Origin of the sequence: Pseudoalteromonas sp. SS15 (genome assembly GCF_049257195.1) — a bacterium.
GTDB lineage: Bacteria > Pseudomonadota > Gammaproteobacteria > Enterobacterales > Alteromonadaceae > Pseudoalteromonas.
Genome location: NZ_JBMMUD010000002.1, coordinates 225,574 through 252,442, shown reverse-complemented (window position 1 = coordinate 252,442; position 26,869 = coordinate 225,574). Strand labels below are relative to the sequence as shown.

At 41.8% G+C, this 26,869-nt stretch carries 23 protein-coding genes and 5 tRNA genes; 21 read left to right on the top strand and 7 right to left on the bottom strand.

What is annotated here, in order from left to right; genetic code table 11:
* Positions 1-47: 47 nt before the first annotated feature.
* Positions 48-902 (bottom strand): bifunctional methylenetetrahydrofolate dehydrogenase/methenyltetrahydrofolate cyclohydrolase FolD, encoded by an 855-nt coding sequence (gene folD, locus AAEU28_RS05305; protein ID WP_421963250.1) that lies wholly within the window; start codon positions 900-902, stop codon positions 48-50.
* Positions 903-1,517: 615 nt separating this feature from the next.
* On the opposite strand from folD, the gene AAEU28_RS05300 reads away from it, so the two are divergent.
* From AAEU28_RS05300 to AAEU28_RS05245, 12 genes are all read left to right on the top strand, one after another.
* Positions 1,518-1,594: transfer RNA gene (locus tag AAEU28_RS05300), tRNA-Pro, on the top strand.
* Positions 1,595-1,640: 46 nt separating this feature from the next.
* Positions 1,641-1,717 (top strand) — tRNA-Arg (locus AAEU28_RS05295).
* A gap of 25 nt (positions 1,718-1,742) precedes the next feature.
* Positions 1,743-1,818, top strand: a tRNA-His gene (locus AAEU28_RS05290).
* A gap of 17 nt (positions 1,819-1,835) precedes the next feature.
* Positions 1,836-1,912 (top strand) — tRNA-Pro (locus AAEU28_RS05285).
* Between the two features lie 23 nt (positions 1,913-1,935).
* Positions 1,936-2,012, top strand: a tRNA-Pro gene (locus AAEU28_RS05280).
* A gap of 255 nt (positions 2,013-2,267) precedes the next feature.
* Positions 2,268-3,572 carry a trigger factor gene (gene tig / locus AAEU28_RS05275; RefSeq protein WP_421963249.1) on the top strand — a complete coding sequence of 435 codons (1,305 nt, stop codon included), beginning with the start codon at positions 2,268-2,270 and terminating at the stop codon, positions 3,570-3,572.
* Positions 3,573-3,714: 142 nt separating this feature from the next.
* Positions 3,715-4,332 (top strand): ATP-dependent Clp endopeptidase proteolytic subunit ClpP, encoded by a 618-nt coding sequence (gene clpP, locus AAEU28_RS05270; protein ID WP_058030725.1) that lies wholly within the window; start codon positions 3,715-3,717, stop codon positions 4,330-4,332.
* 180 nt (positions 4,333-4,512) lie between these two features.
* Positions 4,513-5,796 carry an ATP-dependent protease ATP-binding subunit ClpX gene (clpX, locus tag AAEU28_RS05265; RefSeq protein ID WP_349285628.1) on the top strand — a complete coding sequence of 428 codons (1,284 nt, stop codon included), beginning with the start codon at positions 4,513-4,515 and terminating at the stop codon, positions 5,794-5,796.
* Positions 5,797-5,915: 119 nt separating this feature from the next.
* Positions 5,916-8,285 (top strand): endopeptidase La, encoded by a 2,370-nt coding sequence (lon, locus tag AAEU28_RS05260; RefSeq protein ID WP_421963248.1) that lies wholly within the window; start codon positions 5,916-5,918, stop codon positions 8,283-8,285.
* A 199-nt stretch (positions 8,286-8,484) separates the two neighbouring features.
* The gene (hupB, locus tag AAEU28_RS05255) at positions 8,485-8,757 is read left to right on the top strand and encodes a nucleoid-associated protein HU-beta (protein WP_010371157.1); all 273 of its coding nucleotides are present in this window, start codon (positions 8,485-8,487) and stop codon (positions 8,755-8,757) included.
* A gap of 159 nt (positions 8,758-8,916) precedes the next feature.
* Complete coding sequence (ppiD, locus tag AAEU28_RS05250; protein WP_421963247.1) at positions 8,917-10,827, top strand: peptidylprolyl isomerase; 1,911 nt, start codon at positions 8,917-8,919, stop codon at positions 10,825-10,827.
* A gap of 170 nt (positions 10,828-10,997) precedes the next feature.
* The gene (locus AAEU28_RS05245; protein ID WP_130255301.1) at positions 10,998-11,546 is read left to right on the top strand and encodes a YkvA family protein; all 549 of its coding nucleotides are present in this window, start codon (positions 10,998-11,000) and stop codon (positions 11,544-11,546) included.
* Positions 11,547-11,588: 42 nt separating this feature from the next.
* Here the strand turns inward: AAEU28_RS05245 and AAEU28_RS05240 are convergent, their stop codons facing one another.
* From AAEU28_RS05240 to pspF, 6 genes are read right to left on the bottom strand one after another with little or no spacing between them, the layout of a single operon-like run.
* Entirely contained in the window at positions 11,589-12,350 is a 762-nt protein-coding gene (locus AAEU28_RS05240; protein WP_421963246.1) for an ATP-binding cassette domain-containing protein, read from the bottom strand.
* A complete protein-coding gene (locus AAEU28_RS05235; RefSeq protein WP_421963245.1) occupies positions 12,335-13,342 on the bottom strand; it encodes an oligopeptide/dipeptide ABC transporter ATP-binding protein in 1,008 nt (335 codons plus the stop codon). Before AAEU28_RS05235 ends, AAEU28_RS05240 begins: the two co-directional genes overlap by 16 nt.
* Positions 13,342-14,235: an ABC transporter permease subunit gene (locus AAEU28_RS05230; protein WP_130255298.1), complete on the bottom strand. Its 894-nt coding sequence runs from the start codon at positions 14,233-14,235 to the stop codon at positions 13,342-13,344. Before AAEU28_RS05230 ends, AAEU28_RS05235 begins: the two co-directional genes overlap by 1 nt.
* Positions 14,222-15,253: an ABC transporter permease gene (locus tag AAEU28_RS05225; protein ID WP_421963244.1), complete on the bottom strand. Its 1,032-nt coding sequence runs from the start codon at positions 15,251-15,253 to the stop codon at positions 14,222-14,224. Before AAEU28_RS05225 ends, AAEU28_RS05230 begins: the two co-directional genes overlap by 14 nt.
* Positions 15,253-16,860 (bottom strand): ABC transporter substrate-binding protein, encoded by a 1,608-nt coding sequence (locus tag AAEU28_RS05220; protein WP_421963243.1) that lies wholly within the window; start codon positions 16,858-16,860, stop codon positions 15,253-15,255. The genes AAEU28_RS05225 and AAEU28_RS05220 overlap by 1 nt, the downstream gene beginning before the upstream one ends.
* A gap of 3 nt (positions 16,861-16,863) precedes the next feature.
* Positions 16,864-17,952 (bottom strand): phage shock protein operon transcriptional activator, encoded by a 1,089-nt coding sequence (gene pspF, locus AAEU28_RS05215; RefSeq protein ID WP_421963242.1) that lies wholly within the window; start codon positions 17,950-17,952, stop codon positions 16,864-16,866.
* Between the two features lie 184 nt (positions 17,953-18,136).
* Here pspF and pspA point away from each other — a divergent pair, with 184 nt between their 5' ends.
* The 9 genes from pspA to AAEU28_RS05170 all read left to right on the top strand — a co-directional run bounded on the left by pspA (position 18,137) and on the right by AAEU28_RS05170 (position 26,866).
* A complete protein-coding gene (gene pspA / locus AAEU28_RS05210; protein WP_349285637.1) occupies positions 18,137-18,799 on the top strand; it encodes a phage shock protein PspA in 663 nt (220 codons plus the stop codon).
* A 61-nt stretch (positions 18,800-18,860) separates the two neighbouring features.
* Complete coding sequence (gene pspB / locus AAEU28_RS05205) at positions 18,861-19,094, top strand: envelope stress response membrane protein PspB (protein ID WP_138484102.1); 234 nt, start codon at positions 18,861-18,863, stop codon at positions 19,092-19,094.
* Positions 19,091-19,495 carry an envelope stress response membrane protein PspC gene (gene pspC / locus AAEU28_RS05200; protein WP_058030712.1) on the top strand — a complete coding sequence of 135 codons (405 nt, stop codon included), beginning with the start codon at positions 19,091-19,093 and terminating at the stop codon, positions 19,493-19,495. The genes pspB and pspC overlap by 4 nt, the downstream gene beginning before the upstream one ends.
* 178 nt (positions 19,496-19,673) lie before the next feature.
* Positions 19,674-21,077, top strand: coding sequence for a YcjX family protein (locus AAEU28_RS05195; RefSeq protein ID WP_421963241.1), 1,404 nt, complete (start codon positions 19,674-19,676; stop codon positions 21,075-21,077).
* Positions 21,074-22,099, top strand: coding sequence for a TIGR01620 family protein (locus AAEU28_RS05190; RefSeq protein WP_421963240.1), 1,026 nt, complete (start codon positions 21,074-21,076; stop codon positions 22,097-22,099). Before AAEU28_RS05195 ends, AAEU28_RS05190 begins: the two co-directional genes overlap by 4 nt.
* A gap of 138 nt (positions 22,100-22,237) precedes the next feature.
* Positions 22,238-23,416, top strand: a complete 1,179-nt coding sequence (locus tag AAEU28_RS05185) for a trans-sulfuration enzyme family protein (protein WP_421963239.1) — start codon at positions 22,238-22,240, stop codon at positions 23,414-23,416.
* Positions 23,417-23,636: 220 nt separating this feature from the next.
* Positions 23,637-24,434: a phenylalanine 4-monooxygenase gene (gene phhA / locus AAEU28_RS05180; RefSeq protein ID WP_421963238.1), complete on the top strand. Its 798-nt coding sequence runs from the start codon at positions 23,637-23,639 to the stop codon at positions 24,432-24,434.
* Between the two features lie 10 nt (positions 24,435-24,444).
* Positions 24,445-24,789 carry a 4a-hydroxytetrahydrobiopterin dehydratase gene (locus AAEU28_RS05175; RefSeq protein ID WP_130255287.1) on the top strand — a complete coding sequence of 115 codons (345 nt, stop codon included), beginning with the start codon at positions 24,445-24,447 and terminating at the stop codon, positions 24,787-24,789.
* Positions 24,790-24,919: 130 nt separating this feature from the next.
* A complete protein-coding gene (locus AAEU28_RS05170) occupies positions 24,920-26,866 on the top strand; it encodes a DNA topoisomerase III (protein WP_421963237.1) in 1,947 nt (648 codons plus the stop codon).
* Positions 26,867-26,869: the final 3 nt, after the last annotated feature.

The window sequence follows — 26,869 nt, the reverse complement described above, 5'->3', positions numbered from 1 at the left end:
AAACAAAAAACGCCACTGAAAAGTGGCGTTTTTATAGATAACGGCGTTTAGCTGTTATATTTTTCGCAGGCTTCAAGCGTATTTTCGATTAAGCTTGCGACAGTCATAGGGCCAACACCACCAGGTACTGGTGTAATAAAGCTGGCTTTTTCTTCAGCGATGCCGTACTGCACATCACCAACTAGTTTGCCTGACTCTAAACGGTTAATACCTACATCGATCACAATTGCTCCTTCTTTAACCCAGTCACCTGGAATAAATTCAGGTTTACCAACTGCGACAACAAGTAAGTCTGCGCGACGAACATGTGCTTCTAGATCTTGCGTGAATTTGTGGCAAACCGTTGTGGTACAACCTGCAAGTAATAGCTCTAGTGACATGGGGCGGCCAACGATATTTGAAGCGCCAACCACAACTGCATGCATACCTTTATATCTCACGCCCGTTGAATCAAGCAAAGTGATGATACCTTTTGGAGTACATGGACGAAGCGCCGGCATACGTTGTGCTAGGCGACCAACATTGTAAGGGTGGAAGCCATCTACATCTTTATGCGGTGTAATACGTTCAAGTACTTTTTCTGCGTCTAATCCTTCAGGCAGAGGTAATTGCACCAGAATGCCATCGACTTCTGGATCATTATTTAGCGTGTCTACTAATTCAAGTAGCTCTGTTTCGGTGGTGTCGCCTGGTAAATCGTAAGATTTAGAGACAAAACCCACTTCTTCACAGGCTTTACGTTTTGAACCTACGTAAACTTGGCTAGCAGGATCTTGGCCTACTAAAACTACTGCAAGACCAGGCGCTCTTAAACCTTGTTGTACTCGCTCAGCAACACGCTGTGCAACATTAGTACGAACTTGTTTGGCGATTGCCTTTCCATCAATTATGTTTGCCGTCATGATTGACCTTATTGGGGTTATAAACTTGAACGAATCATACAAAGTGTATTTATGGGGTTACTTTGTATCTAGTCACAATCAATCGATTGCAACACTAAGTGCGTATTTTCTCAGAAATGCCTTAATTCGCCAAGGTAAGAATCATCTTTATAGTAATATATACCCAAACCACCTCACGATACGAGGTTCAGCGAGAATTGATTGGCTGTCAGACAAGGCATCGATTTGAAGGTCTAGTGGTTCTAAATCGAAAATTGATAACGCAGTATGAAAGCCAATCAAACTCGCCCAAGGGAGCGTGCTTTCAGTCCTATTTCATCGTCAAAGAACTTGGAAAGGACTCGTCATTACGCTGCGTCCTTTTCCTAGAACTAGAACAGAAGGCAGCGCTCTGAATCATGCATCTTGAGGAAGTTTGGGTATATACTTTTATACACAAAGTAAAAATTACTGAAAACTGTTTGTTTTTCATCATTTCTTGCTATTTATTCATCATTTTGAAGTAAAAATAGGCAGTTGAAATATTTTCTAAAAAAAATGTTTGACCTCAATCGGTCAAATCACTATTATGCACCCCGTTGTCAACGAGGAGTCTCGGAGATAACAAAAAGGTATCGGCGATTAGCGCAGTTTGGTAGCGCACTTGGTTTGGGTCCAAGGGGTCGCAGGTTCAAATCCTGCATCGCCGACCACTTTTAAAATAAGAAAAGTAGCATTTTTGATGTTTACTTCGAGTTTGCGCCCTTAGCTCAGCTGGATAGAGCAACGCCCTTCTAAGGCGTCGGTCGAAGGTTCGAATCCTTCAGGGTGCGCCATTCTTATTTTAGTCCCCATGTAGTGGCGGCTGTAGCTCAGTTGGTAGAGCCCTGGATTGTGATTCCGGTTGTCGTGGGTTCGAGCCCCATCAGTCGCCCCATCTACATACTCTTTTATCGGCGATTAGCGCAGTTTGGTAGCGCACTTGGTTTGGGTCCAAGGGGTCGCAGGTTCAAATCCTGCATCGCCGACCACTTCTCAAAAAAATATATATTGTCGGCGATTAGCGCAGTTTGGTAGCGCACTTGGTTTGGGTCCAAGGGGTCGCAGGTTCAAATCCTGCATCGCCGACCACCTTATCTTCTCTCTTTTTAGTCATCTTTTAATCACTCAGTCTGTTATTCACCATTTATTTACCTTCATAGCTCGACTACAGCAATGAATCGGTTATAATGCCGCGTCTATTGTTTAACATAGCGCCCAGTAGGGCAGGCAACAAGATTGTCTAATAGGGTTAAATACACGTATTGCGTTTTTAACTAAGCTAATTAGTGCAACTTGTTTCTAAGGAAGGCGCATTGGCGCCAAAAATGAAGATTGAGGTAAATCATGCAAGTTTCTGTTGAGACGACTCAAGGCCTTGAGCGCCGTCTGACTATCACCGTTCCTGCAGAGAACGTTGAGACTGAAGTTAAAAAACGCTTACAACAACTGTCTAGAACTCAGCGTATCGATGGTTTCCGTCCAGGTAAGGTACCAGTAAAAGTAATCGCTAAGCGTTACGGTGCAGCTGTACGTCAAGAAGTTGCTGGCGATATCATGCAACGCAACTACATCGAAGCAATTGTTTCTGAAAAGCTAAACCCAGCTGGCGCACCTGCGTTCGCACCTAAGTCTTTAGAAGAAGGCAAAGAGCTAGTATTCGAAGCAACTTTTGAAGTTTACCCAGAAGTTGAACTAAAAGACCTTGAGAAAATCGCTGTTGAAAAGCCAGTTGTTGATGTAACTGACGAAGATCTAGCTAACATGCTAGAAACACTTCGTAAGCAACACGCTACTTGGACTGAAAGCGATGCAGCTGCTGGCGAGAACGACCGTGTAACTGTTGATTTCCTAGGTACTGTTGACGGTGAAGAGTTCGAAGGCGGTAAAGCTGAAGACTTCCCTCTAGAGCTAGGTCAAGGTCGCATGATCCCTGGTTTCGAAGACGGTATCGTTGGTAAAAAAGCAGGCGAAGAAGTTGTTGCTGATGTAACTTTCCCTGAAGAGTACCACGCTGAAAATCTAAAAGGTAAGCCTGCTCAATTCACTATCACTGTGAAAAAAGTAGAAGTTCAAGAACTTCCTGAGCTAAACGACGAATTCGCAACTAAGTTTGGTGTTGCTGAAGGTGGCGTTGACGCACTTAAAGAAGAAGTTAAAAAGAACATGTCTCGTGAGCTAACTCAAGCAGTTAAAGCGAACGTAAAAGACCAAGCTATCAAAGGTCTTTTAGAGACTAATGAAGTTGAAGTGCCTAAGTCACTTATCGACCAAGAAATCGACGCGCTTCGTCAACAAGCGGCACAACGTTTTGGCGGCAACGCGCAAAACATGCCTGAGCTACCAGCTGAGCTTTTCCACGAGCAAGCAGTAACTCGCGTTAAGACAGGTTTACTTCTTGGTGAAGTGATCAAGTCAAACGACATCCAAGTTGATGACGCTAAAGTTGAAGAGCTAATTGCATCAGTTGCATCTGCTTACGAAGATCCAAGTGAAGTGGTTGCATACTACAAATCAAACGATCAAATGATGCAGCAAATGCGTAACGTAGCTATGGAAGAACAAGCTGTTGAAGCAATTCTTGCAAAAGCTGCAGTGACTGACGTTGAAAAAGCATTCGACGACATCATGAATCCACAGCAAGGTGCTTAATAAGTCATTGACTTAAAGCTTTGCTAACGATTTAATGGCTCGTGATACTCTTATTGAGGATCCGAGCCATTTTACTTTCTGTAGGTAAAATATCCGCAAAACGCAGCGCCAGATTTTGGCGGCTCCTAAGGAATGAATAACAATGAATGATGGTATGTTTGATCCACTTAATGCATTAGTCCCTATGGTTGTTGAGCAAACAGCGAAAGGTGAACGCTCTTTTGACATTTATTCACGTCTTTTAAAAGAACGTATTATTTTCTTAACTGGACAAGTTGAAGACCACATGGCAAACCTTATTGTGGCGCAACTATTATTCTTAGAATCTGAAAGTCCTGATAAAGATATTTATTTATACATCAACTCGCCAGGCGGTTCGGTAACGGCGGGTATGTCTATTTATGACACTATGAATTTCATCAAACCTGATGTAAGTACGGTATGTGTTGGCCAAGCAGCGAGCATGGGCGCATTCTTACTGTCAGGTGGTGCAAAAGGTAAACGTTATTGCTTACCGAACTCTCGCGTGATGATCCACCAACCATTAGGTGGCTTCCAAGGTCAGGCCTCTGATTTTGAAATTCATGCAAAAGAGATTTTATCTATCAAAGAAAAACTAAATCGTTTAATGGCTGATCACACAGGCCAAGAATACGAAAAAGTAGCACACGACACAGACCGTGATAACTTTATGACTGCAGAGCAGGCACTAGAGTATGGTCTAATCGATGCAGTTCACACTCGCAGAGATTTAAAATAAGTTATAATACCAATCATCAATAACTCTCAAAACTGATCATTTATTTAAGATTATTGGTATAAATCAGGGCAAAGTTAATTTGCCCTATGTTAACTATGCTAATTTTTAGATTCTTTGATATAGTTAACAACATGATTATTGTTATCTAGAGCAGATAACGCAAAACGATGAGGTAGCTGAATGTCAGATACACCAACAGACGGCGACAAAAATACAAAGCTTTTATATTGCTCATTTTGTGGCAAAAGCCAACATGAAGTAAGAAAGCTGATTGCTGGACCTTCTGTTTATATTTGTGACGAATGCGTCGATCTGTGCAACGACATTATTAGGGAAGAAATCAAAGATATTGCACCAAAGCATGATTCTGGTGACAAACTACCTGTTCCTAAAGAGATCCGTAACCACCTAGACGACTATGTTATTGGCCAAGAGCATGCTAAAAAAGTGTTAGCCGTTGCTGTATACAACCATTACAAGCGTTTAAAAAATCAATCTGTAAAGTCTGAAGTTGAATTAGGTAAGAGTAACATTCTACTTATCGGTCCAACGGGTAGTGGTAAAACACTACTAGCAGAAACGCTGGCGCGATTACTTGACGTACCATTTACTATGGCTGATGCAACAACATTAACTGAAGCAGGTTATGTTGGTGAAGATGTTGAAAACATCATTCAAAAGCTGCTACAGAAGTGTGATTACGATGTCGAAAAAGCACAGCGTGGTATTGTTTATATTGACGAAATTGACAAAATCTCTCGTAAGTCAGACAACCCATCTATTACGCGTGATGTGTCAGGTGAAGGCGTTCAGCAAGCATTACTTAAGTTGATCGAAGGTACCGTTGCGTCAGTGCCACCACAAGGCGGCCGTAAGCACCCTCAACAAGAGTTCTTGCAGGTCGACACCTCTAAAATCTTGTTCATCTGTGGTGGTGCATTTGCTGGGCTTGATAAAGTCATTGAACAGCGCAGTCATAAAAACACAGGTATTGGTTTTGGCGCCGACGTTAAAGCGTCAGACTCAGAACGTTCTTTAAGTGAAACATTTAAAGATGTTGAGCCTGAAGATTTAGTGAAGTACGGTTTAATCCCAGAATTTATTGGTCGTCTTCCAGTTGTAGCGACGCTGACAGAGCTTGATGAAGCAGCTCTTATTCAAATTTTAAGTGAGCCTAAAAACGCGCTGACTAAACAATTTGGTGCACTTTTCAAAATGGAAGGTGTTGAATTAGAGTTTAGAGAAGACGCCCTGAAAGCGATTGCACACAAAGCGATGGAACGTAAAACGGGTGCCCGTGGCCTACGTTCTATTGTTGAAGGTGTACTGCTAGATACCATGTATGATTTACCTTCAATAGAAGATGTCAGTAAAGTCGTTATTGATGAAACTGTGATTAAAGGTGAATCAGATCCAATTCTTCTTTATGAAAACGGCAACCAAGACAAAGCTGTTTCAGAATAATTAAGATTCGGTATAAAAAAGGAGCCAATGGCTCCTTTTTTTATCAATCGGTTGAACTTTATGGGTTTAATCCCCATATTGCCATTATTAACGAATAACCAAAATGCGAAGAGAAAATAATGACACTTGAGAGAACTGATCGAGTCGAAATTCCTGTGTTGGCCCTACGCGACGTTGTTGTGTATCCGCATATGGTGATCCCGCTATTTGTTGGTCGTGAGAAATCGATCAGATGTCTTGAAGCGGCGATGGAAAAAGACAAGCAAATTTTTCTAGCCGCGCAGATGGATGCTGCGGTTGATGATCCTTCAACAGATGAAATTTATACAACAGGTACAATCGCGACTGTATTACAGTTATTAAAATTACCTGATGGCACAGTAAAGGTATTAGTAGAAGGTACACAAAGAGCACGTATCGAATCATTCATTGAAACCGATGAATATTTTTCTGCGACTGCGCAATTTGTTGCTTCACAAGATATTGATGAGCAAGAGCAAGATATTTTCGTGCGCAGTGCAATTAGCCAATTTGAAGGCTATGTAAAGCTTAATAAGAAGATCCCACCAGAAGTTTTATCGTCTGTTTCTGGAATCGATGAAGCAGCACGACTAGCCGATACTATGGCTGCACATATGCCTATTAAGGTACCTGAAAAGCAGAAAGTATTAGAGCTTGAAAGCGTAACAGAGCGTTTAGAGTACTTAATGGCGCTCATGGAAGGTGAAATTGACCTACTACAAGTAGAGAAAAAAATCCGTTCTCGCGTTAAAAAGCAGATGGAAAAATCGCAGCGTGAGTACTATCTGAACGAACAAATGAAAGCGATTCAAAAAGAGTTAGGCGAGCTGGATGATGTACCTGATGAATTTGAAGCGTTGAAAAAGCGTATCAGCGAAGCACAAATGCCTAAAGAGGCTGAAGAAAAAGCCACTGCTGAACTGAACAAGTTAAAAATGATGTCACCAATGTCTGCAGAAGCGACAGTAGTGCGTTCGTACATTGATACCATGATCAATGTACCTTGGAAGAAGCGTTCTAAGGTGAAAAAAGATTTAGCTGGCGCTGAAAAAATCTTAAATGCTGATCACTATGGCCTAGAGAAAGTAAAAGAACGCATTATTGAATACCTAGCAGTTCAACAGCGTACCAACAAACTAAAAGGTCCAATCCTATGTTTAGTGGGTCCTCCTGGCGTTGGTAAAACCAGTTTAGGTCAGTCAATTGCACGTTCCACGGGTCGTAAGTATGTGCGTATGGCACTAGGTGGTGTTCGTGATGAAGCAGAGATCCGTGGTCACCGTAGAACTTACATTGGCTCAATGCCAGGCAAACTCATTCAAAGCATGAGTAAAGTCGGGGTGAAGAACCCATTATTCTTGCTTGATGAAATCGATAAGATGTCATCAGATATGCGTGGCGACCCAGCTTCTGCATTATTAGAAGTATTAGATCCAGAGCAAAACAGCACCTTTGCTGACCACTATTTAGAAGTCGATTACGACTTATCAGATGTGATGTTCGTTGCGACGTCTAACAGCTTCAATATTCCAGGCCCTCTACTTGACCGTATGGAAGTGATCCGCCTATCTGGTTATACAGAAGATGAAAAGCTGAATATTTCTAAGCAGCACCTAATTCCAAAGCAGATCAAGCGTAATGGTTTGAAAGCAGGTGAAGTTGAAATTGAAGATAGCGCTATCATTGGCATTATCCGTTATTACACGCGTGAAGCGGGTGTTCGTAGCCTAGAGCGTGAGATCTCAAAGCTTTGTCGTAAAGCGGTTAAAGACATCTTATTAAACAAAGACAACAAACAAATTGTTATTAATGGTGACAACTTAGAGTCTTATTTAGGCGTACATCGTCATGACTTCGGTAAAGCAGAAGATGGCGACAGAATTGGCCAAGTGACAGGTTTGGCATGGACTGAAGTCGGTGGTGACTTACTGACTATCGAATGTGCTTCAATGCCAGGTAAAGGTAAGCTGTCATTTACAGGCTCTTTGGGTGATGTAATGCAAGAGTCGATTCAGGCAGCTATGACGGTTGTGCGTAGTCGTACTGATAAACTGCGCATTAATGAAGACTTTTATGAGAAACGTGATATTCACGTACACGTGCCAGAAGGTGCAACACCAAAAGATGGGCCGAGTGCTGGTATTGCTATGGTCACTGCTTTAGTTTCTAGCCTTACAGGTAACCCAGTTCGTTCTGATGTGGCTATGACAGGTGAGATCACTTTACGTGGTGAAGTACTGCCTATCGGTGGTTTAAAAGAAAAGCTTCTGGCAGCGCACCGTGGTGGTATTAAAACCGTTGTTATTCCAAAAGTGAATGAAAGAGACTTGAAAGAGATTCCTCAGAATGTGCTTGAAGGCTTAGAAATTCACCCAGTTTCTTGGATTGACGAGGTGTTATCACTGGCTTTAGCTGAACCAATCGAGTCATTTTCTGTTGAAACTCAGAAAAAAGTCGAAAATAGCTAAAAAAGTGCTGTAAAGGGCTTTTCAAATCACATTGGTGTGATAAGTTAGGCTCTGATTCAAGCCTAGGCCTTATGTGGCTTAGGCTTACAAAGATTTTAAGAATTAGAAAGTAGTTCACTTTCTAGTAGTAATAACAAAAAGTGGTAGTTATCAAAAAATGCTCTCGCTTTTGATAATAACAATGTAAGAGGATGATATTGTGAATAAATCTCAATTAATCGATCAAATCGCAGCTGATGCTGACATCTCTAAAGCAGCGGCAGGTCGTGCGCTAGATTCATTCATCGAGTCAGTTACTGGTGCGTTAAAAGATGGCGATTCTGTAGCATTAGTTGGTTTCGGTACTTTTTCTGTACGTGAGCGTGCTGCACGTTCAGGCCGTAACCCACAGACTGGTGAAACTATCCAAATCGCAGCTGCGAACATTCCTTCTTTCAAAGCGGGTAAAGCACTGAAAGACGCAGTAAACTAATTAAATTAGTGACGAGGCTTTACACTGATTCACGTTTATAACGCTAAGTCAGTCTCGTGTAGCTTCAAGTAAAAAAGCGTATCTGTTAAGATACGCTTTTTTTACAATAGCTAAAAATCAAAGCGCGTGCGTGCTTTGGCTTAGATAAGAGAAACAACAATGCTAGAAAAGATCAGAGAAGGCTCACAGGGCCTTGCAGCCAAAATTATCCTTGGCTTAGTTATCCTGTCTTTTGCGTTAGCAGGGATAGGTGGTTACCTAGGTCAAACCACAGAGCAACCTGTCGCAGAAGTTAATGGAATTCAGATTAGTCAAACTGAGTTCTCACGTGCTTTTGAAAATGAGCGTGCACGTCTTGAACAACAGTTTGGTGAATACTTTGCGCAAATCGCTGCAGACCCAAATTATATGGCACAGATCCGCAATGGCGTAATTGACCGTTTGGTGCAGCAAGAACTACAAAACCAACTTGCACTTCAGTTAGGTCTACGTGTTAGTGACGAGCAAGTGAAGCAAGCGATTGTTGAAATGCCTTATTTCCAAGTCGCAGGTCAGTTTAATAATGACGCTTACCTTCGTGCGATCCGTCAGATGAATTTCCAGCCAGACACATTCAGAGAGTTCCTACGTGAAGAAATGACACGTACACAACTGGTTTCTGCCGTTGCAGGCTCTGATTTTGTGTTACCAAGTGAATTACAGCAAACAGCTGCACTGCAGCAACAAACACGAAACATCGATTATGTGGTTCTGACAAAAGAGAAAATGAAGTCTCAAGTGTCAGTATCTGACGAAGAAGTGAATGATTATTATCAGCTTAATCAGCAACAATTTATGGCGCCAGAGCAAGTTGCTGTTCAGTATTTAGAGTTAAAAGCTGATGATATTACTTTAGATACGCCAGTGACTGATGAAGATGTGCGCGCTTACTATGAAGAAAGTAAGTCACAGTATTTAGAAGAAGAAAAGCGTCGTGTTGCGCACATTCTTATCGATAACAGCGAAGATGATGCTGCAGCAGAAGAAAAAGCTAACGCTATCTTAGCAGAATTAAAAGCAGGCGCAGACTTTGCTACCTTAGCTGAAGAAAAGTCTGATGACATCGTCAGTGCTGAACTTGGCGGTGACCTTGATTGGATTGAACGTGATGTGATGGAACCTGCCTTTGAAGAAGCTGCATTTGCACTGGCAAACATCGGTGATTTTACAGACGTTGTTGCAACTGAGTTTGGTTACCACATTATTAAATTAACTGATTTACAAGCGCAAGTTGAGAAGCCATTTGAAGAAGTTGCCGCTGAACTAAGAGCTGAACTTGAAAAGAATGCGAAGCTAGATGTGTTCTATCAAAAGCAAACAGAAGTGGCTGAGCTTGCGTTCGAAGTTGCTGATACTTTAGAAGATGCATCACTTGCTGCAGGTGTTGAGTTGAAAACAACTGAACTAGTTAGTCGTATGATGTTACCTGCACCTTTAAATTCACCAGCTGTTTCAACAACTATCTTTACACCAGAGTTACTTGAAGACAAAGTGAACTCTGAAGTATTAGAAGTGGCACCTGAGCATTTTGTGGTTGTACGTGTAACAGAGCACGTTGCTGCTGCAACTAAGCCGCTTGAAGCAGTAAAAGAACAAATTGTATCGACTTTAACAAACGAAAAAGCATCATCGTTACTTGCTGAATATTCAGAAAACTTATTTACTGAATTTAAAGCAGGCAAAGCGTTACAAGAGATTGCGACAGCAGAAGCGACTGAGGTTAGCACTGAGACAGCTCTGCAACGTCAATCTTACTCTGTTGCGCCTGCGATCGTGAAAGAGGTATTTGCTTTACCTCACCCATTGGAAGGCGGTAAAGTTGAAAGCTTAGTCACTTTAAATAATGGTGATGTAGCACTTGTTCAATTAAACTCAGTAACAACCCCTGACATTACGGCTGAACTAGATGCGCAGCAAAAGCAGGGTATTACCATGTCGGCGATAAATAAAAACTATTTAGCGTTTGTTTCTGCTCTTGAATCAAAAGCTGAGGTGGTTCGTCCAACAGTTCAAGTTACTGAAGAAAACTAAGTAAATATTTTATGAACAGAAAAGCGCCTTTATGGCGCTTTTTTTATTTTAATTTACAAAACAATAGCAAGTTTGCCGGGTTTTTGTACGCTTCATTATTGACATAAATCCCCATTGCTCTATGGTTAGAGTAATATCTACAAACAATAAATACTCAGGGAGCTGGGAACATGGCAATCGAAATCAACTTTGAACTATCAGATGCAGATTTAGCGCATTTTAAGAGCATGATGGACAAAGTTATCAGTAAAACTTCACACTATTCAGAAAGCGAAATCTTAACCAAAGCGCAACAGCTAGTTGATGAGATGGAAAAGAGTGAACTGCCAGAATTTGTTCGCACAAGAATGGCGTCTTTGGCGACGTTAATTGATGCAGTTCAAGATACAGAATGGCAGATCCCAGAAGAAGAAAGAAAAGACATTATCGCTTCGCTAGCATACTTCAGCGAGCCTGAAGATGTAGTACCTGATCATATTCCTGGTCTAGGTTATATCGATGATGCGATTATGATTGAACTTGTTTTACAAGATATGTCTTTAGATCTTAAAGCATACTCAGAATTCTGTAGCTTCAGAGCAACAGAAGAATCTCGCCGTGGTGAAGATGCAAAAGTTGATCGTGAAAGCTGGTTAGCAGGTACGCGTGCACAGATCCGCTCTAACATGCGCCGTCAACGTCAAGGCCGTAAATCTCGCCTATTTTCTCGTATCATGTAATTCTGTTTATTTAATAACAGATATGAATTTCGAAAAGGCTGCTTACACGTTAAGCAGCCTTTTCATTACCTTAGATTTGGGTTGAGCAAATACCTGAGCGGTTTTTCCGTATTCAACCACCTTGCCTTTGTTAAGTACCAACAAGCTATCACTCATGTGTTTGACTAAGCTTAAATGATGTGTGATCAAAACATAGCTCAAGCCAGTTTCTCTCTGTAATGCTAACAAGAGATTCACTGTTTGCGCCCTAACAGATGGGTCAAGCGACGATAAGGCTTCATCGAGTACCAAAACCTTAGGATCCAAAATAAGTGCTCTAGCAAGCGCAACACGCTGTAACTGTCCACCACTAAACATGTGTGGATAGTAATGGTAGTGCTCCTCAAGCAAACCAACCCGAATTAAAACATGGGCGATTTTTTTATCTCTTTGTTTGTGAGTTAACTCTGTGTTGTAACTCAGGCAGTCATCGAGTATTTCACCTATCGTAAGACCTGGGTTGAGAGAGCGGGTTGGATCTTGGAAAATCATACGAATATGACGACAGTGATCTTGTCTAACGCCATCGTCTTCTATGGTTGTCCCATTTAGTAAAATTTGTCCTGTTTCGGCCTGCTCTGCACCGGCTAATAGTTTTGCCAAAGTGCTTTTACCTGCGCCAGTCTCACCTATAACGGCGATGGTTTCACCTTTACCTAAGCAAAAGGATATATCGGTTAATACCGGTACATTTTTTCTTTTTAATAAACCGACTCTAACGCGATAGGTTTTGTGCAAAGACTGAACTTTTAAGATGGGTTGCATTTTTTATCTTCCTTCAACAAAGGGAAGTGACAAGCATAAGTATGGCCATGTGATTTTTTTTGCTTGGGTGTGACTACACATTGCTTTTGCGCTTGTGGACACCTAGGCCCTAAGCGGCAGCCTATGGGTAAATGCTGCAATGGTGGGATAGTGCCTTTAAGCGCATAAAAACTTTCTTTATGGGCAAGACCCTGCGCGTAATCTGGCAAGCTTTTTACTAAGGCTTGTGTGTAAGGGTGTAGCGGGGTATTAAATACTTTCTCTGTGGGCCCTGCCTCAACCATCTGACCACAGTACAATACATGCATAGCATGTGACCAAGTAGTGATTTCTTCGAGTTCATGAGAGATCATCAATACAGACATATTTTTGAGCTGATTTAGGCTTTTTAATAGTCTAAAAACCTGTGCTCTTGTGGTACTTTCAAGTGCTGTAGTCGGTTCATCAGCAATTAACAGCTTTGGGTTTCGAGCAATGGCCATGGCTATCATGACTTTTTGGCAGATCCCTTCTGAAAGCTCATGAGGGTAACTATCAGCCACACGCTTATCGTCTCTTATTCCCACTTTGTGAAGAAGCGCTTTGACGCGCTTTTTTCTTAATTGCCTGCGTACTAAAAAGTTACCACTTAGTGATTCTTCGGGAATTGATTCAGAAACTTGCTCAAATACTTTTGCTGTTGGGTCAAGGCTTCTACTCGGCTCTTGATAGATCATCGCAATATCTTGGCTGACTAGTTTACGGCGCTTTTCAGGCGGCAAGCGCATTAAGTCGACTCCTTGCCAATGCATCCTATCGGCTGTGACACGCCAGCGTTTATTTAAAACCCCGACAATGGCTTTTGCGATTAAGCTTTTGCCAGAGCCTGACTCGCCAACCAATGCATGCACTTCGCCTTCTTTTAGGCTCAAATTCACTTTATCAACTGCGCGAATAACGCCATTTTCTGTAGGCAGTTCTATGGTTAAGTTTTTGATGTCGAGTAAATGCATCAGTCAGCCTTACGATCTTTCAATACTTGTCTCAAACCATCACCTACAAGGTTCGTTGATAAAACAGCGATAAATAATAGTACACCAGGCAAACCTACAGTCCATGGCGCTAGGTAGATTAGACCGAGGTTTTCAGCCAAAATAGCGCCCCATTCAGTCGTCGGTGGCTGAGCCCCTAATTTGAGAAACCCCAGTGCTGCAATGTCCAAGATAGCCGTTGAAAGTGCCATGGTGAAAATAACCACAATATGCTCGTAAATATTAGGAAATACGCCTCGAACCAGTATTTTCCATTTACTGGCGCCATCTAAGCGAAAGGCACTGATGTAATCTTTACTCAGCTCTTCTACCACTAAGTTTCTGATTGAATGCACGTATTGAGGAAGCAGAGCTAAAATGATCGCCCACACCGTATTGAGCAAGCCGGGCCCTAAGATAGCGATGATAATAATGGCTAATAACAACGAGGGAATAGATAAAGTAATGTCGAGTAAATGATTAAAAAAGCTCGAGCGAATGCCTTTACTCATACCAGCTAGCGAGCCAATGATGACACCTAAAGCTGTGGTGATTAAAGCTGCAATGATAGATAAACCAAAGGTAAACGTTGCCCCATTCATAAGTCTAGACAGAATATCTCGGCCAAGGTCATCTGTGCCGAGTATAAATCTTACATCACCAGCATCATGCCATGAAGGCGGGAGTAAGAGTGCATCAGCATGTTGCTGATTTATGCTGTAAGGCGAAATAAGTGGCGCGAATAGCGCTAATAAAGTAAGTGCAATAAAAATCCACAAGCCAACAAGCGCAGGGTGGTTAGCCTTGAACTTCTTCCATAAACGAGAAAGTGGCGAGCGGTTCGACTCTTCACTAAATAATTTAAATTTTGCCATGCGCTTGATTCCGAGAAATAGGGTTTAACACGGTATGGCTAAATTCAGCAAACATATTGGCGAAAATAACAAACACAGACACAGCTAATAAACCACCTTGGATCGCTGGGTAATCTCGTTGATAAATACTTTCAATCAACCAGCGACCAACACCTGGCCAAGAGAATATCACCTCGGTGATCATGGCAAGTGTCAACAAAGTACTAAACTGCAGACCGATTTGCTTAATCACAGGCAAAAGTGCATTTCTAAGCGCATGATGCAAAATCAATTGACGACGGTTTAAGCCTTTAGCGCGAGCAGTTTTAATGTAGTTTTGTTCAAGTACATTGAGCATTGAGTCGCGAGTAAATCGAATTAACACAGTGGTCGGATACATAGCGAGTACAATGGTTGGCAATGCCAAATGCTTTAATGCATCAATGAATGCAAGACCACCGTATGGAAAGCCCTGCGCAATAATATCGATTAAAATAAAGTGGCTATAAGGGTCAATTTCATAGAGTAGGCCAATTCGCCCAGACATGGGAAATAAACCCAATCCTAAGCAAAATACCATAATCAACAATAAAGCTAACCAGAAAATGGGAATAGAAAAGCCCATTAAAGTGAAGGAGTTAATGACTTTATCTGGCCAGCGTTTATGGAATACTGCGGCAATGATACCTGATGGAATACCAAACACAATTGCAACAACAAGTGCATATACACATAGTTCAATCGTGGCAGGAAAGAGCAACAAAATATGTTCAAAAACGGGTTGTCCAGATGAAAGGGAGTAGCCCCAATCACCATCAACAATACGGCCAAGAAACGCACCATACTGTACAATGATGTTTTCTTCTAACAGGTACTTATCGGCCAACGCTTGTGACTGAGCATAACTACTATTTACTTGGCCACTGAAGTTAGTAAGCACATCGCCCGGAAACAAATAATTCAAAGAAAAGGTAAATGCAGTCAGAGTGAGCAGCATGAATAGTAAAAGGCTAAGTCGTCTGAATAAATACTCGCGCATTACTGTTTCCTTGCATTTGCTAAAGAGATCCCACCGAATGGCTTCAGGTCGATCCCTTTAACCTCTTTGCTTGAAGCCTGAAAGCGCATGCCGTGAGCAATTGGCACAAGCGGGAGCTGGTCAATGATCATGGCTTGTGCTTGGGCATAAAACGCTTTTCTTTCTTCGATATCTGTTGTGTCGAGCGCTTTAGTTAGTAGTAAGTCAAATTCTGGATTACACCAATTCGCTGGGTTTTTATCACTGAAAGTTGCTGTACAGCTCAATAGTGGACTAAAAAAGTTATCAGGGTCAGGTGTATCAGCAACCCAGCCAAGTAGTACACTGTCATGCTCATGTTTGCCAATACGTTCAATAAATGTATTCCACTCGTACTCAACTATTTTCGCTGTCACGCCAATTTGTTTTAAATCGCTCTGAATAAGCTCTGCCATTTTACGGGCATTGGGATTGTAAATTCTCGATACCGGCATTGCCCAAATTGTCATTTCAAAGCCTTCTTCGTAACCAGCCATATCAAGATATTTTCTTGCTAAGGTCGGGTTATAGGTTGGCATACTCTCTTGTTCAGCAAACGCCCAAGAAGCCGGTGGCAAATAAGATTTGGCAATTTGGCCATTACCATAAAAAACAGCTTGTAGAATTTTATTAAAATCAACTGAGTGAGCGAGTGCCTTACGGACAAGAGAATTATCAAAAGGCTCTTTTTCGGTATTGAATGCCCAATAGCCAATATTTAGGTTTTCAGCTTTTTCTACGGTTATATCAGCACGTTTACTTAAAACTGCCAATTGTGAAGCACTAGGATGCGCGGTGACATCACATTCTTTCGTTAACATCTTGGCAATGCGGCTGGTGTTATTGGTTGTGATATCGAACACCAATTGCGTCATAGCAACTGGGTGTTTCCAATAGGTTTCATTCTTATGATAACGGACCAAATTATCTCGAAGGTATTGCTTATACTTATAGGGACCTGTGCCTATCGGTTTATTATCAAACTGAGATTTATTTTCAGCGGCAGCAAGAATGTCTGCGTACTCTTTAGAGGTAATCACGGCAAAGTCAGTTGCTAAGTTTGATAAAAAGCTGCTTTCAGCATTAAACAGTTTAAACTGCACTGTGTAATCATCGACTTTGATAATCTCTTGTATCAGTTGATCTAAACCGACACTTTGAAAATAGGGGTAAGTCGCGTCGCCAACAAAGTGATAGGGGTTATACACATTGAATAAGCGGTCAAAAGAAAACACCACGTCATCGGCGGTCATTTCTCGACTAGGTTTGAAGTAATCAGTGTGATGAAACTGCACGCCTTTTCGTAAATAAAAGGTGATGGTTGTGCCATCATCAGACACTCCCCAAGCTTCTGCAAGCTCAGGTTTAAACTCTGCAGTGTCAGGATCGATACTGATTAAGCGGTCATACAGCTGGTTTGCAATGAGATCTATGGTCGACCCGGTCGTTGTGACTTGCGGATTAAATGTCATAGGGTTGGCTTCAGCACAATAAACTAACCCTTGGTTTTTCTCATTTAACTTCACATTGGGCGCATCAATGCAGCCTAATAGCAAAGTACACAGCGTGCCCAGCAGCAGTATTCGCACGATTTACGCCTCTTGTTTCTGATCTAACAGATTGTATTTTTTCAGATAACCTCTCAATTGATGATACGTTAAACTGAGCATTTGTGCAGTCTTCTTTTGGTTAAATTGACTATGTTCTAACGCTTTTTTCAGCAGTTCAATTTCATAGTCGTTTGACAGTGTTTTTAAATCGCACGGAAATGAAAAATTATTCTCAGCGTGTTTAGTCTGCTCAATAACTGTAGCCGTGGAGACTTCAGCCGCTGCTGGGGTTATGACTTCAGTGGCGCGTTCAATATTTGTAGGTGCTTTTATACGCTGAGCAGGACGATATGGGCTTTCAAATGGGTCGAATATAATTTCATGAACAGGCAGATGCTCGCTACCATGTCGATATAAGCTTCGTTCAACCACATTTTTTAATTCACGGATGTTGCCCGGCCAATCGTACTCTAATAGCTTGTCCATGGCTTTTTTGGTAAAGCCACTGAACAGTGCCCAATCAAGATCTCTGGCCATGTTTATGGCAAATTGCTCTGCCAGTAAGACGATGTCCTCCCTTCTTGCACGAAGAGGCGGCAGCGTGATGACATCAAATGCGAGGCGGTCTAATAAATCGTGACGAAATTCACCATTATCAGCTAATGTGGGTAGATCTTCATTGGTTGCGCACACTAATCGTGTATCTACTTTTACGGTACTTTTACCACCGACACGTTCAAACTCACCATATTCAATAACACGCAGAAGCTTTTCTTGAACCATGGCTGAGGTGTTTGCTAGTTCATCTAAAAATAATGTACCGCCATTTGCACGCTCGAATCGGCCTTCATGACGTTTACTTGCGCCGGTAAAGGCGCCACTTTCATGACCAAACAACTCACTTTCAAGTAAGTTCTCATTAAGGGCTGCACAGTTTAACTTAACGTAGTTCTGATCCCATCGTTCGGATAGATAATGAAGGCGGGCTGCAATAAGTTCTTTACCTGTTCCTCGCTCACCGATAATTAATACGGGTTTGTCTAGTGGAGCAAGTTGTGAAACCTTGTCTAGCACAGCTAAAAAGCTGTCTGATTGGCCAAGTAAATTATCCTGTTGGCGAAACTGACTCATATTGCCTAACTCTTAGTTATTTTTGCTAACTATTAGTGTATTTTAAAAAAAGGTTGAAAAAAAGGAGTTTTTGAAATTTAATAAGCTACTGATTTTTATTGTTTTTATTTGCTGTGAAAGTTGGCAAGCAATTTGATACTACTTACTCAGTTAAATTAATTGAGTAACCGAAGAGGTAAAGATTATGGGAATTTTCTCACGTTTTGCAGACATTGTTAATTCAAATATCAATGCCATCCTTGATAAAGCAGAAGATCCAGAAAAAATGGTTCGCCTCATCATTCAAGAAATGGAAGACACATTAGTAGAGGTTCGCTCTACTTCAGCTAAAACATTGGCTGAGAAGAAAGAATTAGCACGTCGTGTTGAGCAACTAAATCAAGAAGCGCAACAATGGCAAGAAAAGGCTGAGCTAGCACTGGTTAAAGATCGTGAAGACTTAGCACGTGCAGCACTACTTGAAAGGCAAAAGTCATCAGATGCGGCAGCGAGTGTTGAAAAAGAGCTTGAGCATGTAGAGTCTCATATTGAGAAATTACAGCAAGAAGTTGCCACACTTCAAGATAAGCTAGCCGATGCGAAAGCAAGACAAAAAGCCATTGTACTGCGCCAGCGTTCAGCTGAGTCTCGTTTAGAAGTGAAAAAGGCATTAGACAGCTCAAAAGTTGAAGATGCACTTAATCGTTTCGAACGATACGAAAGCAAGATCGATGGACTAGAATCACAAGTAGAAGCTTATGATTTAGGTAAAAAGTCATTATCGGATGAAATTGCTGATTTACAAAAAAATGAGCAAGTTGATGACGAGCTAGCGGCTTTAAAGAAAAAGCTAGCAAACAAAGAATAAAAGTTAATAAGTGCCTGCCTAGGCAGGCACTGACACAACAGGTTGAGTTATAGGAGTATTGATGATGGATTTAGAAGTTTTAGTTGCCCCGATTATTATTTTTATGGTGATTGTTGCCCCACTTTGGCTCATTCTTCACTATCGCAGTAAGAAGCAAGTAAGCCAAGGTTTAAGCGAGCACGAACACCGCCAACTGTTAGAGCTGGCTAATAAAGCGGAGAAAATGGCTGAACGCGTTGAGACCCTTGAAGCATTGTTAGATCAGGAGTCACCACAGTGGAGACGTAAGGTATGAACAATCTAAAGAAAGAACTATATCGAGATCCAAAACGTGGAAAAATAGCAGGCGTATGTGCAGGTCTAAGTGATTACTTCAATATGGAATTGTGGCTGGTTCGCATCCTGTTTATCACAGCTGTATTGTTATCTGGTGGTCCTTTATTTGTTGTTGTGTATATAGCCTGTTGGTTTATTCTCGATAAAAAAGAACCGAGCATGTCACAAAATGCGGGTAAATTTGATGAGATTGATCCAATATCAGTGAAATTTAAAGTATGGCAAAAAGGTGAGCCACCTCGTCAGGCGCTGTTTGACTTAAAAGATCGCTTAACCCGTTTAGACGGTCGTATTCAAAATATGGAAACTTATGTGACATCAAGTGAGTTTACTGTGTCACGTGAAATCAATAAGCTGTAATACCAATTGCATTCAAGCTTTGTTCGCTTATAGCGACAAATAAAAGTTAAAGGACTATCTAGTTCGTTAGAATGGACACTTAATCAATAAAATTGGTATATCCATCATCTTCAAGCGAGTGCGGCTAAATTTTAGTGTAGGCCGCACGCTTTCTTTAACAGGGAGTGACACTGTTATAATGAGTCCGAATTTATTCAGCCACGCGAACCTTGATAAACTCAAACAAAAAGCCCAAAAGACCCTTCATCGTAGCCTAGATCAGCATGTAAAGCTGGCCGTTACAGGCTTAAGTGGCAGCGGCAAGACGGCATTTATAACAGCGCTTGTAAAACATTTAACCACACAAACCAACAAACAGAATTTACCTTTTTTTGATGTCGTGAAGGATGACCGTCTGATCGCAGCCAAACAAGTGCCACAATCAGCATTAGACATTCCCACTTTTGATTACCCTAGTGCCATTAATTGCTTACTTAATTCTGACCCCAGTTGGCCAGAATCGACAAAGCGTATTAATACCTTAACGATTGCTATTCGATACGAAACCAAACATGGCTTAAAGCAGCATGTGTCGCCACAAAGTACCCTCTATTTAGAACTGATTGATTATCCGGGAGAGTGGTTAATTGATTTACCTATGCTTGAGCAAGATTATGCAAGCTGGAGTGAGTCAATGCTCAGCTTGTTTGAAAAGCCAGAGTACAGCGAATATGCGCGGCCATTTCTAACTGAGCTCGAACAATTCAATAGTGAAAAAAATATTGATGAGCAAGTGCTTAAGCAGTTGTCTAATCTCTACACGCAAGTGTTAAAGCAGTTAAAAGCACAGACGCAACTTGCTTATCTACAACCAGGAAGACAATTGATCCCTGGTGATTTAGAAGATGCCCCCATCTTGTTGTTCTTCCCGTGCCGTGAGAGTAACGACAAAGAAAATAGTCAATATAGCCATTTAGCAAGCCGTTTTGAGGCGTATAAAAAGCAAGTTATCACGCCTTTTTATAAAAACTATTTTTGTGAATTTGACCGTCAGTTGGTACTTGTCGATGTGATGAGTGCCTTAAATGATGGCCCGCAGTCTTTGCTTGAACAAAAACATACGCTGCAAGCGGTCTTGCAATCATTTAATTACGGCCGCTCTAATTTAATTAAGCGCTTGTTCTCGCCAAAAATTGATAAAGTGCTTTTTGCTGCGAATAAGTGCGACCATGTGAATGGCACTCAGCAAGTGGCCATAGCGCAGTTATTGCATGATTTGGTAGGTGAGCAAGCCAACGATATGCGTTTTAATGGCGTGCAGATTGAAACAATGGCGATGTCATCAGTGCAAAGCACTTTGGCGAAGCGTATAAAAGAAGGCGACAAAGCCTTAGACTGCATCTATGGCAAGCCACTCAATGAAGATGAATGGCTTACTTATTTGCCGCCAGAACCGCCAAACCACTTTATTACTCAAAGTCAGTGGCCAGCTCATGGCTTCGAGTTTATTTCATTTGCGCCATTACCAAGCGCCAAAGGCGAGTTAACTCATACCCGTTTAGATCATGCTCTACAGTTTTTAATTGGAGATAAATTGCAATGACAGACAATCAATCAGCTCAATTAAAACCGGGTAGACGAATTAATGTCGGTGATGTCGGCGAAACCCAAAAAGAGTTAGAAACAGGCAAGCGCTTTGAAATAGTCGAAGAGCTAGACGTTATTGATGAAAGCAGTGAGTTTGAACAAGAGTTAGAACCCGTATTTAAACCTAAAACCAGTCGCTTCAATTTCAAAAGCATTTTCGTCATTAGCTTATTGTTATTAATCGCTGTTGAAACGGGTTATACCATCATTGAGGCAATGCAAGAGTCTATATTGCTAGCAGGGCTTTATGGCTTTGTGCTGACTACTGCTTTATTAGTGCTGAGCAAATTCTTATTCAAGGAAGCGGTTTCATTAAAAGCGCTAAAACAGCAAAACCTGCGCCAAAATGATGCGCTTCGGTTAATGAGTAGCACACAAATTGGTGAAGCAGAAACCTGGTTGCAGCCGTTATTAAAACAGCATACCGACTCAGAAATAAAAGAATTTAAAGCCTGCCTAAAACCGCACCATACTGACAAAGAAGTTTTACACTTGTATCAAACAACCTTACTGGTCAGTAAAGATGAGCAGGCAAAAACAATTATTAACCAACATGCAAAAACATCTGCGCTTTTAGTGTCTCTCAGTCCGATGGCATTACTTGATATGCTTTCGGTGCTGTGGCGTGGTATCAGCTTGATTGAAAAGATAAGCCAACACTACGGTATCAAGCTGGCGTATCGCAGTCGCATCATGTTGTACAAACAGTTGGTTAAACAGATGTTGTTTGCTGGTGCGTCCGAATTGGTATCTGACTTAGCGGCGACCAGCTTGGGGGCTGAGTTGCTGGGTAAGTTGTCAGCGCGAGCTGCACAAGGCCTCAGTGCAGGCGTGTTTACAGCGCGCTTAGGCTACAAAACCATGGAGTTATGTCGACCGCTGCCTAAGCTAGAGCAAAAGCAATCCTTATTAGGGCAATCAGCACAAGGTATTTTATCTGCTTTATTAGAGCGTACCAAAACGTCTAAAAATGATTAAACTGACAACTTAACTGTACGATTTTTAGAGGGTTTTGCTCGTCTAGCCGTCTTAACATCTGGCTTGCTTGTGGAATTTTACTTGCTGGATTATTTATTAGTTCATCAACAGACTAATAATAAATTCATAGGCAATAAAATGACGAAGTATCATGACAACACCAATTGCATCCATAGTCCTGTCCATTTTGACGACCCACATGGCGCGTTAACCGCGCCACTATACCAAACATCTACTTTTCAATTTAAAGACGCGGCTCAAGGTGCGGCGCGCTTTGCAGGTGAAGAAGCGGGTTACATTTATACGCGCCTTGGCAACCCGACCACACGTGAGCTTGAACAAAAGCTAGCACAGCTTGAAGAGATGGAAGACGCCGCAGCAACCGCAACAGGTATGGGCGCGGTATCAGCTTCTGTACTGAGCTTTTTAGAACAAGGCGATCATCTAATTGCATCTAGCGCATTATATGGTTGTAGTTTTGCGCTGTTTTCTCACATGCTGCCTAAGTGGGGCATTGAAGTATCATTTGTAGATATGACCAACGAAGCAGAGCTTTATGACGCTGTAAAAGCAAACACCAAAATGGTATTTGCTGAAACTCCGATCAACCCAAATATGACGGTGATTGATTTAGCGATGCTAGGTCAGTTTGCTAAAAAGCACAGTTTGATCAGCGTGGTGGATAACACCTTTATGACACCGCTACTGCAAAAGCCAAAACATTTTGGCATAGATATCGTGATCCACAGTGCAACTAAATACCTTAATGGTCATGGTGATGTCGTCGCAGGTGCAGTATGTGGTTCGCAAGAACACATAGAGCTGATAAAGCTTACGGTATTAAAAGACATAGGTGCGACCATTAGTCCGCATGATGCTTGGTTGATTAACCGAGGCTTAAAAACACTGGCTGTGCGTGTTGAAAGGCACTGCCAAAGTGCACAAAAAGTCGCTGAGTTCTTAAATGCGCACTCTAAAGTCAGTGAAGTGTATTACCCTGGTTTACCTTCTCACCCGGGTTACAAATTCTTAGGCGAGCAAATGAAAGGGGCTGGTGGCGTTATTGCCTTTGAGATCGATGGCACCCTAGAGCAAGGTGAGCGTTTTATTAACGCGACTGAACTTTGTACGTTAGCGGTCAGTTTGGGCGACCCAGAAACACTTATTCAGCATCCTGCCTCAATGACACACTCGCCGTATACCAAAGAAGAGCGTGAAGCCGCGGGTATTTCAGATGGTTTGATCCGAATTTCTGTTGGTTTAGAAGATGTTAACGACATCATTGCTGACCTAGAACAGGCATTTAAGCAAATCTAGTGTAATTATAAATGCACAAAAGGGGCTCTAAAGTCCCTTTTTTGTGTGTGGTGTTTTGTTTTGTGTACAGCGCTGTAAACTAAAGGTTCCAAAAAATCGAGTTTTCAGGATTCCTTGAAACATCTCATCTATTAATCTTTTGCTTACTTTTCCCTAGTATCAAGTCAACAAGTTGAAGCGCTCAAGCTGGGGCAAGAGCGAACTAACAGCGAAGGTTATTATGGCTAAAGCAAGTAAATATGTATCAAAGCAACCTGATGCAAATGGCATCATCGCTTGGACCGAAGAAGAAAATAAAATATGGTCTGAGTTGGTTGCACGTCAATTAAAGTGCATTGAAGGCAAAGCATGTAACGAGTACATGGAAGGCCTTGAGAAAATAAACTTACCACACGATCGTATTCCTCAGCTTCATGAGTTAAACGAAGCGCTTGGTCGTGAAACAGGTTGGCAAGTAGAGCCTGTACCTGCACTGATTGATTTTGATGAATTCTTCAGATTATTGGCGAACAAAAAGTTCCCGGTAGCAACATTTATTCGCTCTCGTGAAGAGTTCGATTACCTGCAAGAACCAGATATCTTCCATGAGATTTTTGGTCACTGCGCCATGCTAACAAACCCTGCATTTGCTGAGTTTACGCACAAGTATGGTCAATTAGGTTATGCTGCTGAGAAAAAAGACCGTGTATATCTAGCACGCTTGTATTGGTTTACGGTTGAATTTGGTTTAATGCAAACTGAAGACGGCTTACGTATCTATGGCGGTGGTGTGCTTTCAAGCCCGGGAGAAACGCAGTATGTTTACTCTGATACGCCAGAAATCAACAAACTAGAAGTGCTAGATGTACTGCGTACGCCATACCGCATTGATATTATGCAGCCGCTGTACTACACAATTAATTCAATTAATGACTTATTCGATATCTCACAAATGGATATCATGGCGTTGGTACAAGAAGCAAAAGAATTAGGCTTATTTGAGCCAAAGTTTCCCCCTAAAGAAAAATTAGCAAGTTAAGGATTTTGTAATGTCTGATTTAAGTGCACAAAAATGTGAAGCGTGTCGTGCGGATGCGCCTAAAGTGTCAGATGAAGAGTTAGCAGTATTAATTAAGCAGATCCCTGATTGGGTTCCAGAAGTGCGTGATGGCATCATGCAACTTGAGCGTGTATTCAAGTTCAAAAACTTCAAGCAGGCATTAGAGTTCACTAACAAAGTGGGCGACATGGCTGAAGAAGAAGGTCATCACCCTGGTCTTCTAACAGAGTGGGGCAAAGTGACAATCACTTGGTGGAGCCACTCTATCAAAGGCCTGCATAAGAATGATTTTGTATGTGCAGCGAAAACAGACGACGTTTTCAACGCTCTATAAGACTTCAACATATCATTTAACCAAAGCGCCTTTTATGGGCGCTTTTTTTATGGCTGAAACTTAAACTCTGGCACTTAGCGCGCCATTGCTCTATCATAACTGTTAATTTATACAGTATATAAATCTAACAATGAAACTCTATATCGCTGAAAAACCGTCATTAGGCAGAGCCATTGCCAATGCGCTACCTAAACCTCATAAGAATAACGATGGCTTTATTGAAGCGGCGAACGGCGATATTGTTACTTGGTGTATAGGCCATTTATTAGAGCAAGCTGAGCCTGAGGCGTACGACCCTAAATTTAAAAAATGGGCGATTGCCGATCTGCCAATCGTGCCAGAGCAATGGCAGCTAGTAGCAAAAAGTAAAACCAAAAAACAGTTTAATACCGTTAAAAAGTTAATTAAGTCGGCTAAAACCATTGTTAACGCGGGCGATCCAGATAGAGAAGGACAGCTTTTAATAGATGAAATGATTAACTTTTGTGGCGCCACTAAATCACAAAAAGAGCAAACACTCCGCTGTCTAATAAGCGATTTAAATCCCTCTGCAGTTAAGCAAGCCATCAATAACTTAAAACCTAACCTCGATTTTTTATCGCTGTCGGTTTCAGCGCTGTCTCGCGCTCGTGCCGACTGGCTTTATGGTATTAATATGACACGCATGAGTACCATCAAAGGGCAGCAAGCGGGTTATCAAGGTGTGTTATCCATTGGTCGAGTGCAGACGCCGGTATTGGGTTTGGTTGTATACCGTGATTGGGAAATTGCCAATTTTGTTTCAAAACCGTTTTATGAAGTCGAAGCGCAGTTAAACACCCAAGCAGGTGCAAGTTACATAGGTAAATGGCAACCAAGCGAAGCCTGTCAGCCTTATATGGATGAAGAAAGTAGAGTACTTGTTAAAGGCTTAGCTGAAAATGTGGCGAGCAGAGTTAAAAACCAACCGGGTGAAGTGAGCAAAGATAAAAGCACTCAAAGTAAAAAGTCGCGCCCTTTGCCGCATAGTTTATCGACTCTACAAATAGAAGCGGCCAAAGTATTTGGCATGAACGCCCAGTCGGTACTTGATACCTGTCAGAGTTTGTATGAGAGGCATAAGCTGATCACTTATCCCAGATCAGATTGCCGTTATTTGCCAAAAGACCATTACAAAGAGCGCAGCTCAGTAGTGGGCGCCATTGATGCCATTAGCGATAAACTAAGTGCTTTTACAGGCAAAGCGAATTTGGAGATAAAATCATCAGCTTGGAACGACAGCAAAGTCGGAGCGCACCATGCGATTATTCCGACCTCAAAAAAGTCGAGCGGCGCGCTGAATCAAAATGAGCAAAATGTGTATTACTTGATTGCAAGGCACTACTTAGCGCAATTTTTTGAGCCAAGCGTTTACGCTGAGCGAGAGATCCATACGCTTATTCAAGGTGGGCTATTTACCTCTAAATTTAAAAGCCTGATTGATAAAGGCTGGGAAGTCTTATTTAACAAGCAAGAAAAAGGAGAGGCTGAGCTTACTCAGTTGCCAATGCTGCAAAAAGGTGAGCAAGTGCAGTGCGTTGATGCACAGGTTATCGAAAAGCATACGTCGCCGCCAAAGCATTTCACCGATGCAACATTACTCGCTGCCATGACGGGGATAGCCCGGTATGTGACCGATCCAGAGATTAAAAAAATATTGAAAGAGACCGATGGCATCGGCACAGAAGCGACGCGTGCAGGGATCATTGAACTACTTTTTAAAAGACAATATTTACAACGTAAAGGCAAAGCCATTCACTCTACCGAAATTGGGCAAAGCGTGATAAAAGCGTTGCCAGAAAGTGTCGGGCGCCCTGATATGACCGCTGTTTGGGAGCAATCTCTTGAGCAGATCTATCAAAAGTCTCAATCGTATAATCAGTTTATGGGCTCAGTTGAAGTGCATTTAAATCGCTTATTACAAGACACACAAACTGCGAGTTTCCAAGGGTTAGCAGGTAAGGGCAAAGCCAGTTTTAATCGTTTTAAAAAGGGTAAGCGCAGTGTGAGTAAAGGTAAAAGCAGTGCTAAATCTCCTCGCGCTAAAAGCAAGGCTTGAAAA

Excerpts from the sequence above, each read along its gene's own strand:
- folD (WP_421963250.1), bottom strand. The coding sequence starts at position 902 with ATGACGGCAAACATAATTGATGGAAAGGCAATCGCCAAACAAGTTCGT.
- tig (WP_421963249.1), top strand. The coding sequence starts at position 2,268 with ATGCAAGTTTCTGTTGAGACGACTCAAGGCCTTGAGCGCCGTCTGACT.
- clpP (WP_058030725.1), top strand. The coding sequence starts at position 3,715 with ATGAATGATGGTATGTTTGATCCACTTAATGCATTAGTCCCTATGGTT.
- clpX (WP_349285628.1), top strand. The coding sequence starts at position 4,513 with ATGTCAGATACACCAACAGACGGCGACAAAAATACAAAGCTTTTATAT.
- lon (WP_421963248.1), top strand. The coding sequence starts at position 5,916 with ATGACACTTGAGAGAACTGATCGAGTCGAAATTCCTGTGTTGGCCCTA.
- ppiD (WP_421963247.1), top strand. The coding sequence starts at position 8,917 with ATGCTAGAAAAGATCAGAGAAGGCTCACAGGGCCTTGCAGCCAAAATT.
- AAEU28_RS05245 (WP_130255301.1), top strand. The coding sequence starts at position 10,998 with ATGGCAATCGAAATCAACTTTGAACTATCAGATGCAGATTTAGCGCAT.
- AAEU28_RS05240 (WP_421963246.1), bottom strand. The coding sequence starts at position 12,350 with ATGCAACCCATCTTAAAAGTTCAGTCTTTGCACAAAACCTATCGCGTT.
- AAEU28_RS05235 (WP_421963245.1), bottom strand. The coding sequence starts at position 13,342 with ATGCATTTACTCGACATCAAAAACTTAACCATAGAACTGCCTACAGAA.
- AAEU28_RS05230 (WP_130255298.1), bottom strand. The coding sequence starts at position 14,235 with ATGGCAAAATTTAAATTATTTAGTGAAGAGTCGAACCGCTCGCCACTT.
- AAEU28_RS05225 (WP_421963244.1), bottom strand. The coding sequence starts at position 15,253 with ATGCGCGAGTATTTATTCAGACGACTTAGCCTTTTACTATTCATGCTG.
- pspF (WP_421963242.1), bottom strand. The coding sequence starts at position 17,952 with ATGAGTCAGTTTCGCCAACAGGATAATTTACTTGGCCAATCAGACAGC.
- pspA (WP_349285637.1), top strand. The coding sequence starts at position 18,137 with ATGGGAATTTTCTCACGTTTTGCAGACATTGTTAATTCAAATATCAAT.
- pspB (WP_138484102.1), top strand. The coding sequence starts at position 18,861 with ATGATGGATTTAGAAGTTTTAGTTGCCCCGATTATTATTTTTATGGTG.
- pspC (WP_058030712.1), top strand. The coding sequence starts at position 19,091 with ATGAACAATCTAAAGAAAGAACTATATCGAGATCCAAAACGTGGAAAA.
- AAEU28_RS05195 (WP_421963241.1), top strand. The coding sequence starts at position 19,674 with ATGAGTCCGAATTTATTCAGCCACGCGAACCTTGATAAACTCAAACAA.
- AAEU28_RS05190 (WP_421963240.1), top strand. The coding sequence starts at position 21,074 with ATGACAGACAATCAATCAGCTCAATTAAAACCGGGTAGACGAATTAAT.
- AAEU28_RS05185 (WP_421963239.1), top strand. The coding sequence starts at position 22,238 with ATGACGAAGTATCATGACAACACCAATTGCATCCATAGTCCTGTCCAT.
- phhA (WP_421963238.1), top strand. The coding sequence starts at position 23,637 with ATGGCTAAAGCAAGTAAATATGTATCAAAGCAACCTGATGCAAATGGC.
- AAEU28_RS05175 (WP_130255287.1), top strand. The coding sequence starts at position 24,445 with ATGTCTGATTTAAGTGCACAAAAATGTGAAGCGTGTCGTGCGGATGCG.
- AAEU28_RS05170 (WP_421963237.1), top strand. The coding sequence starts at position 24,920 with ATGAAACTCTATATCGCTGAAAAACCGTCATTAGGCAGAGCCATTGCC.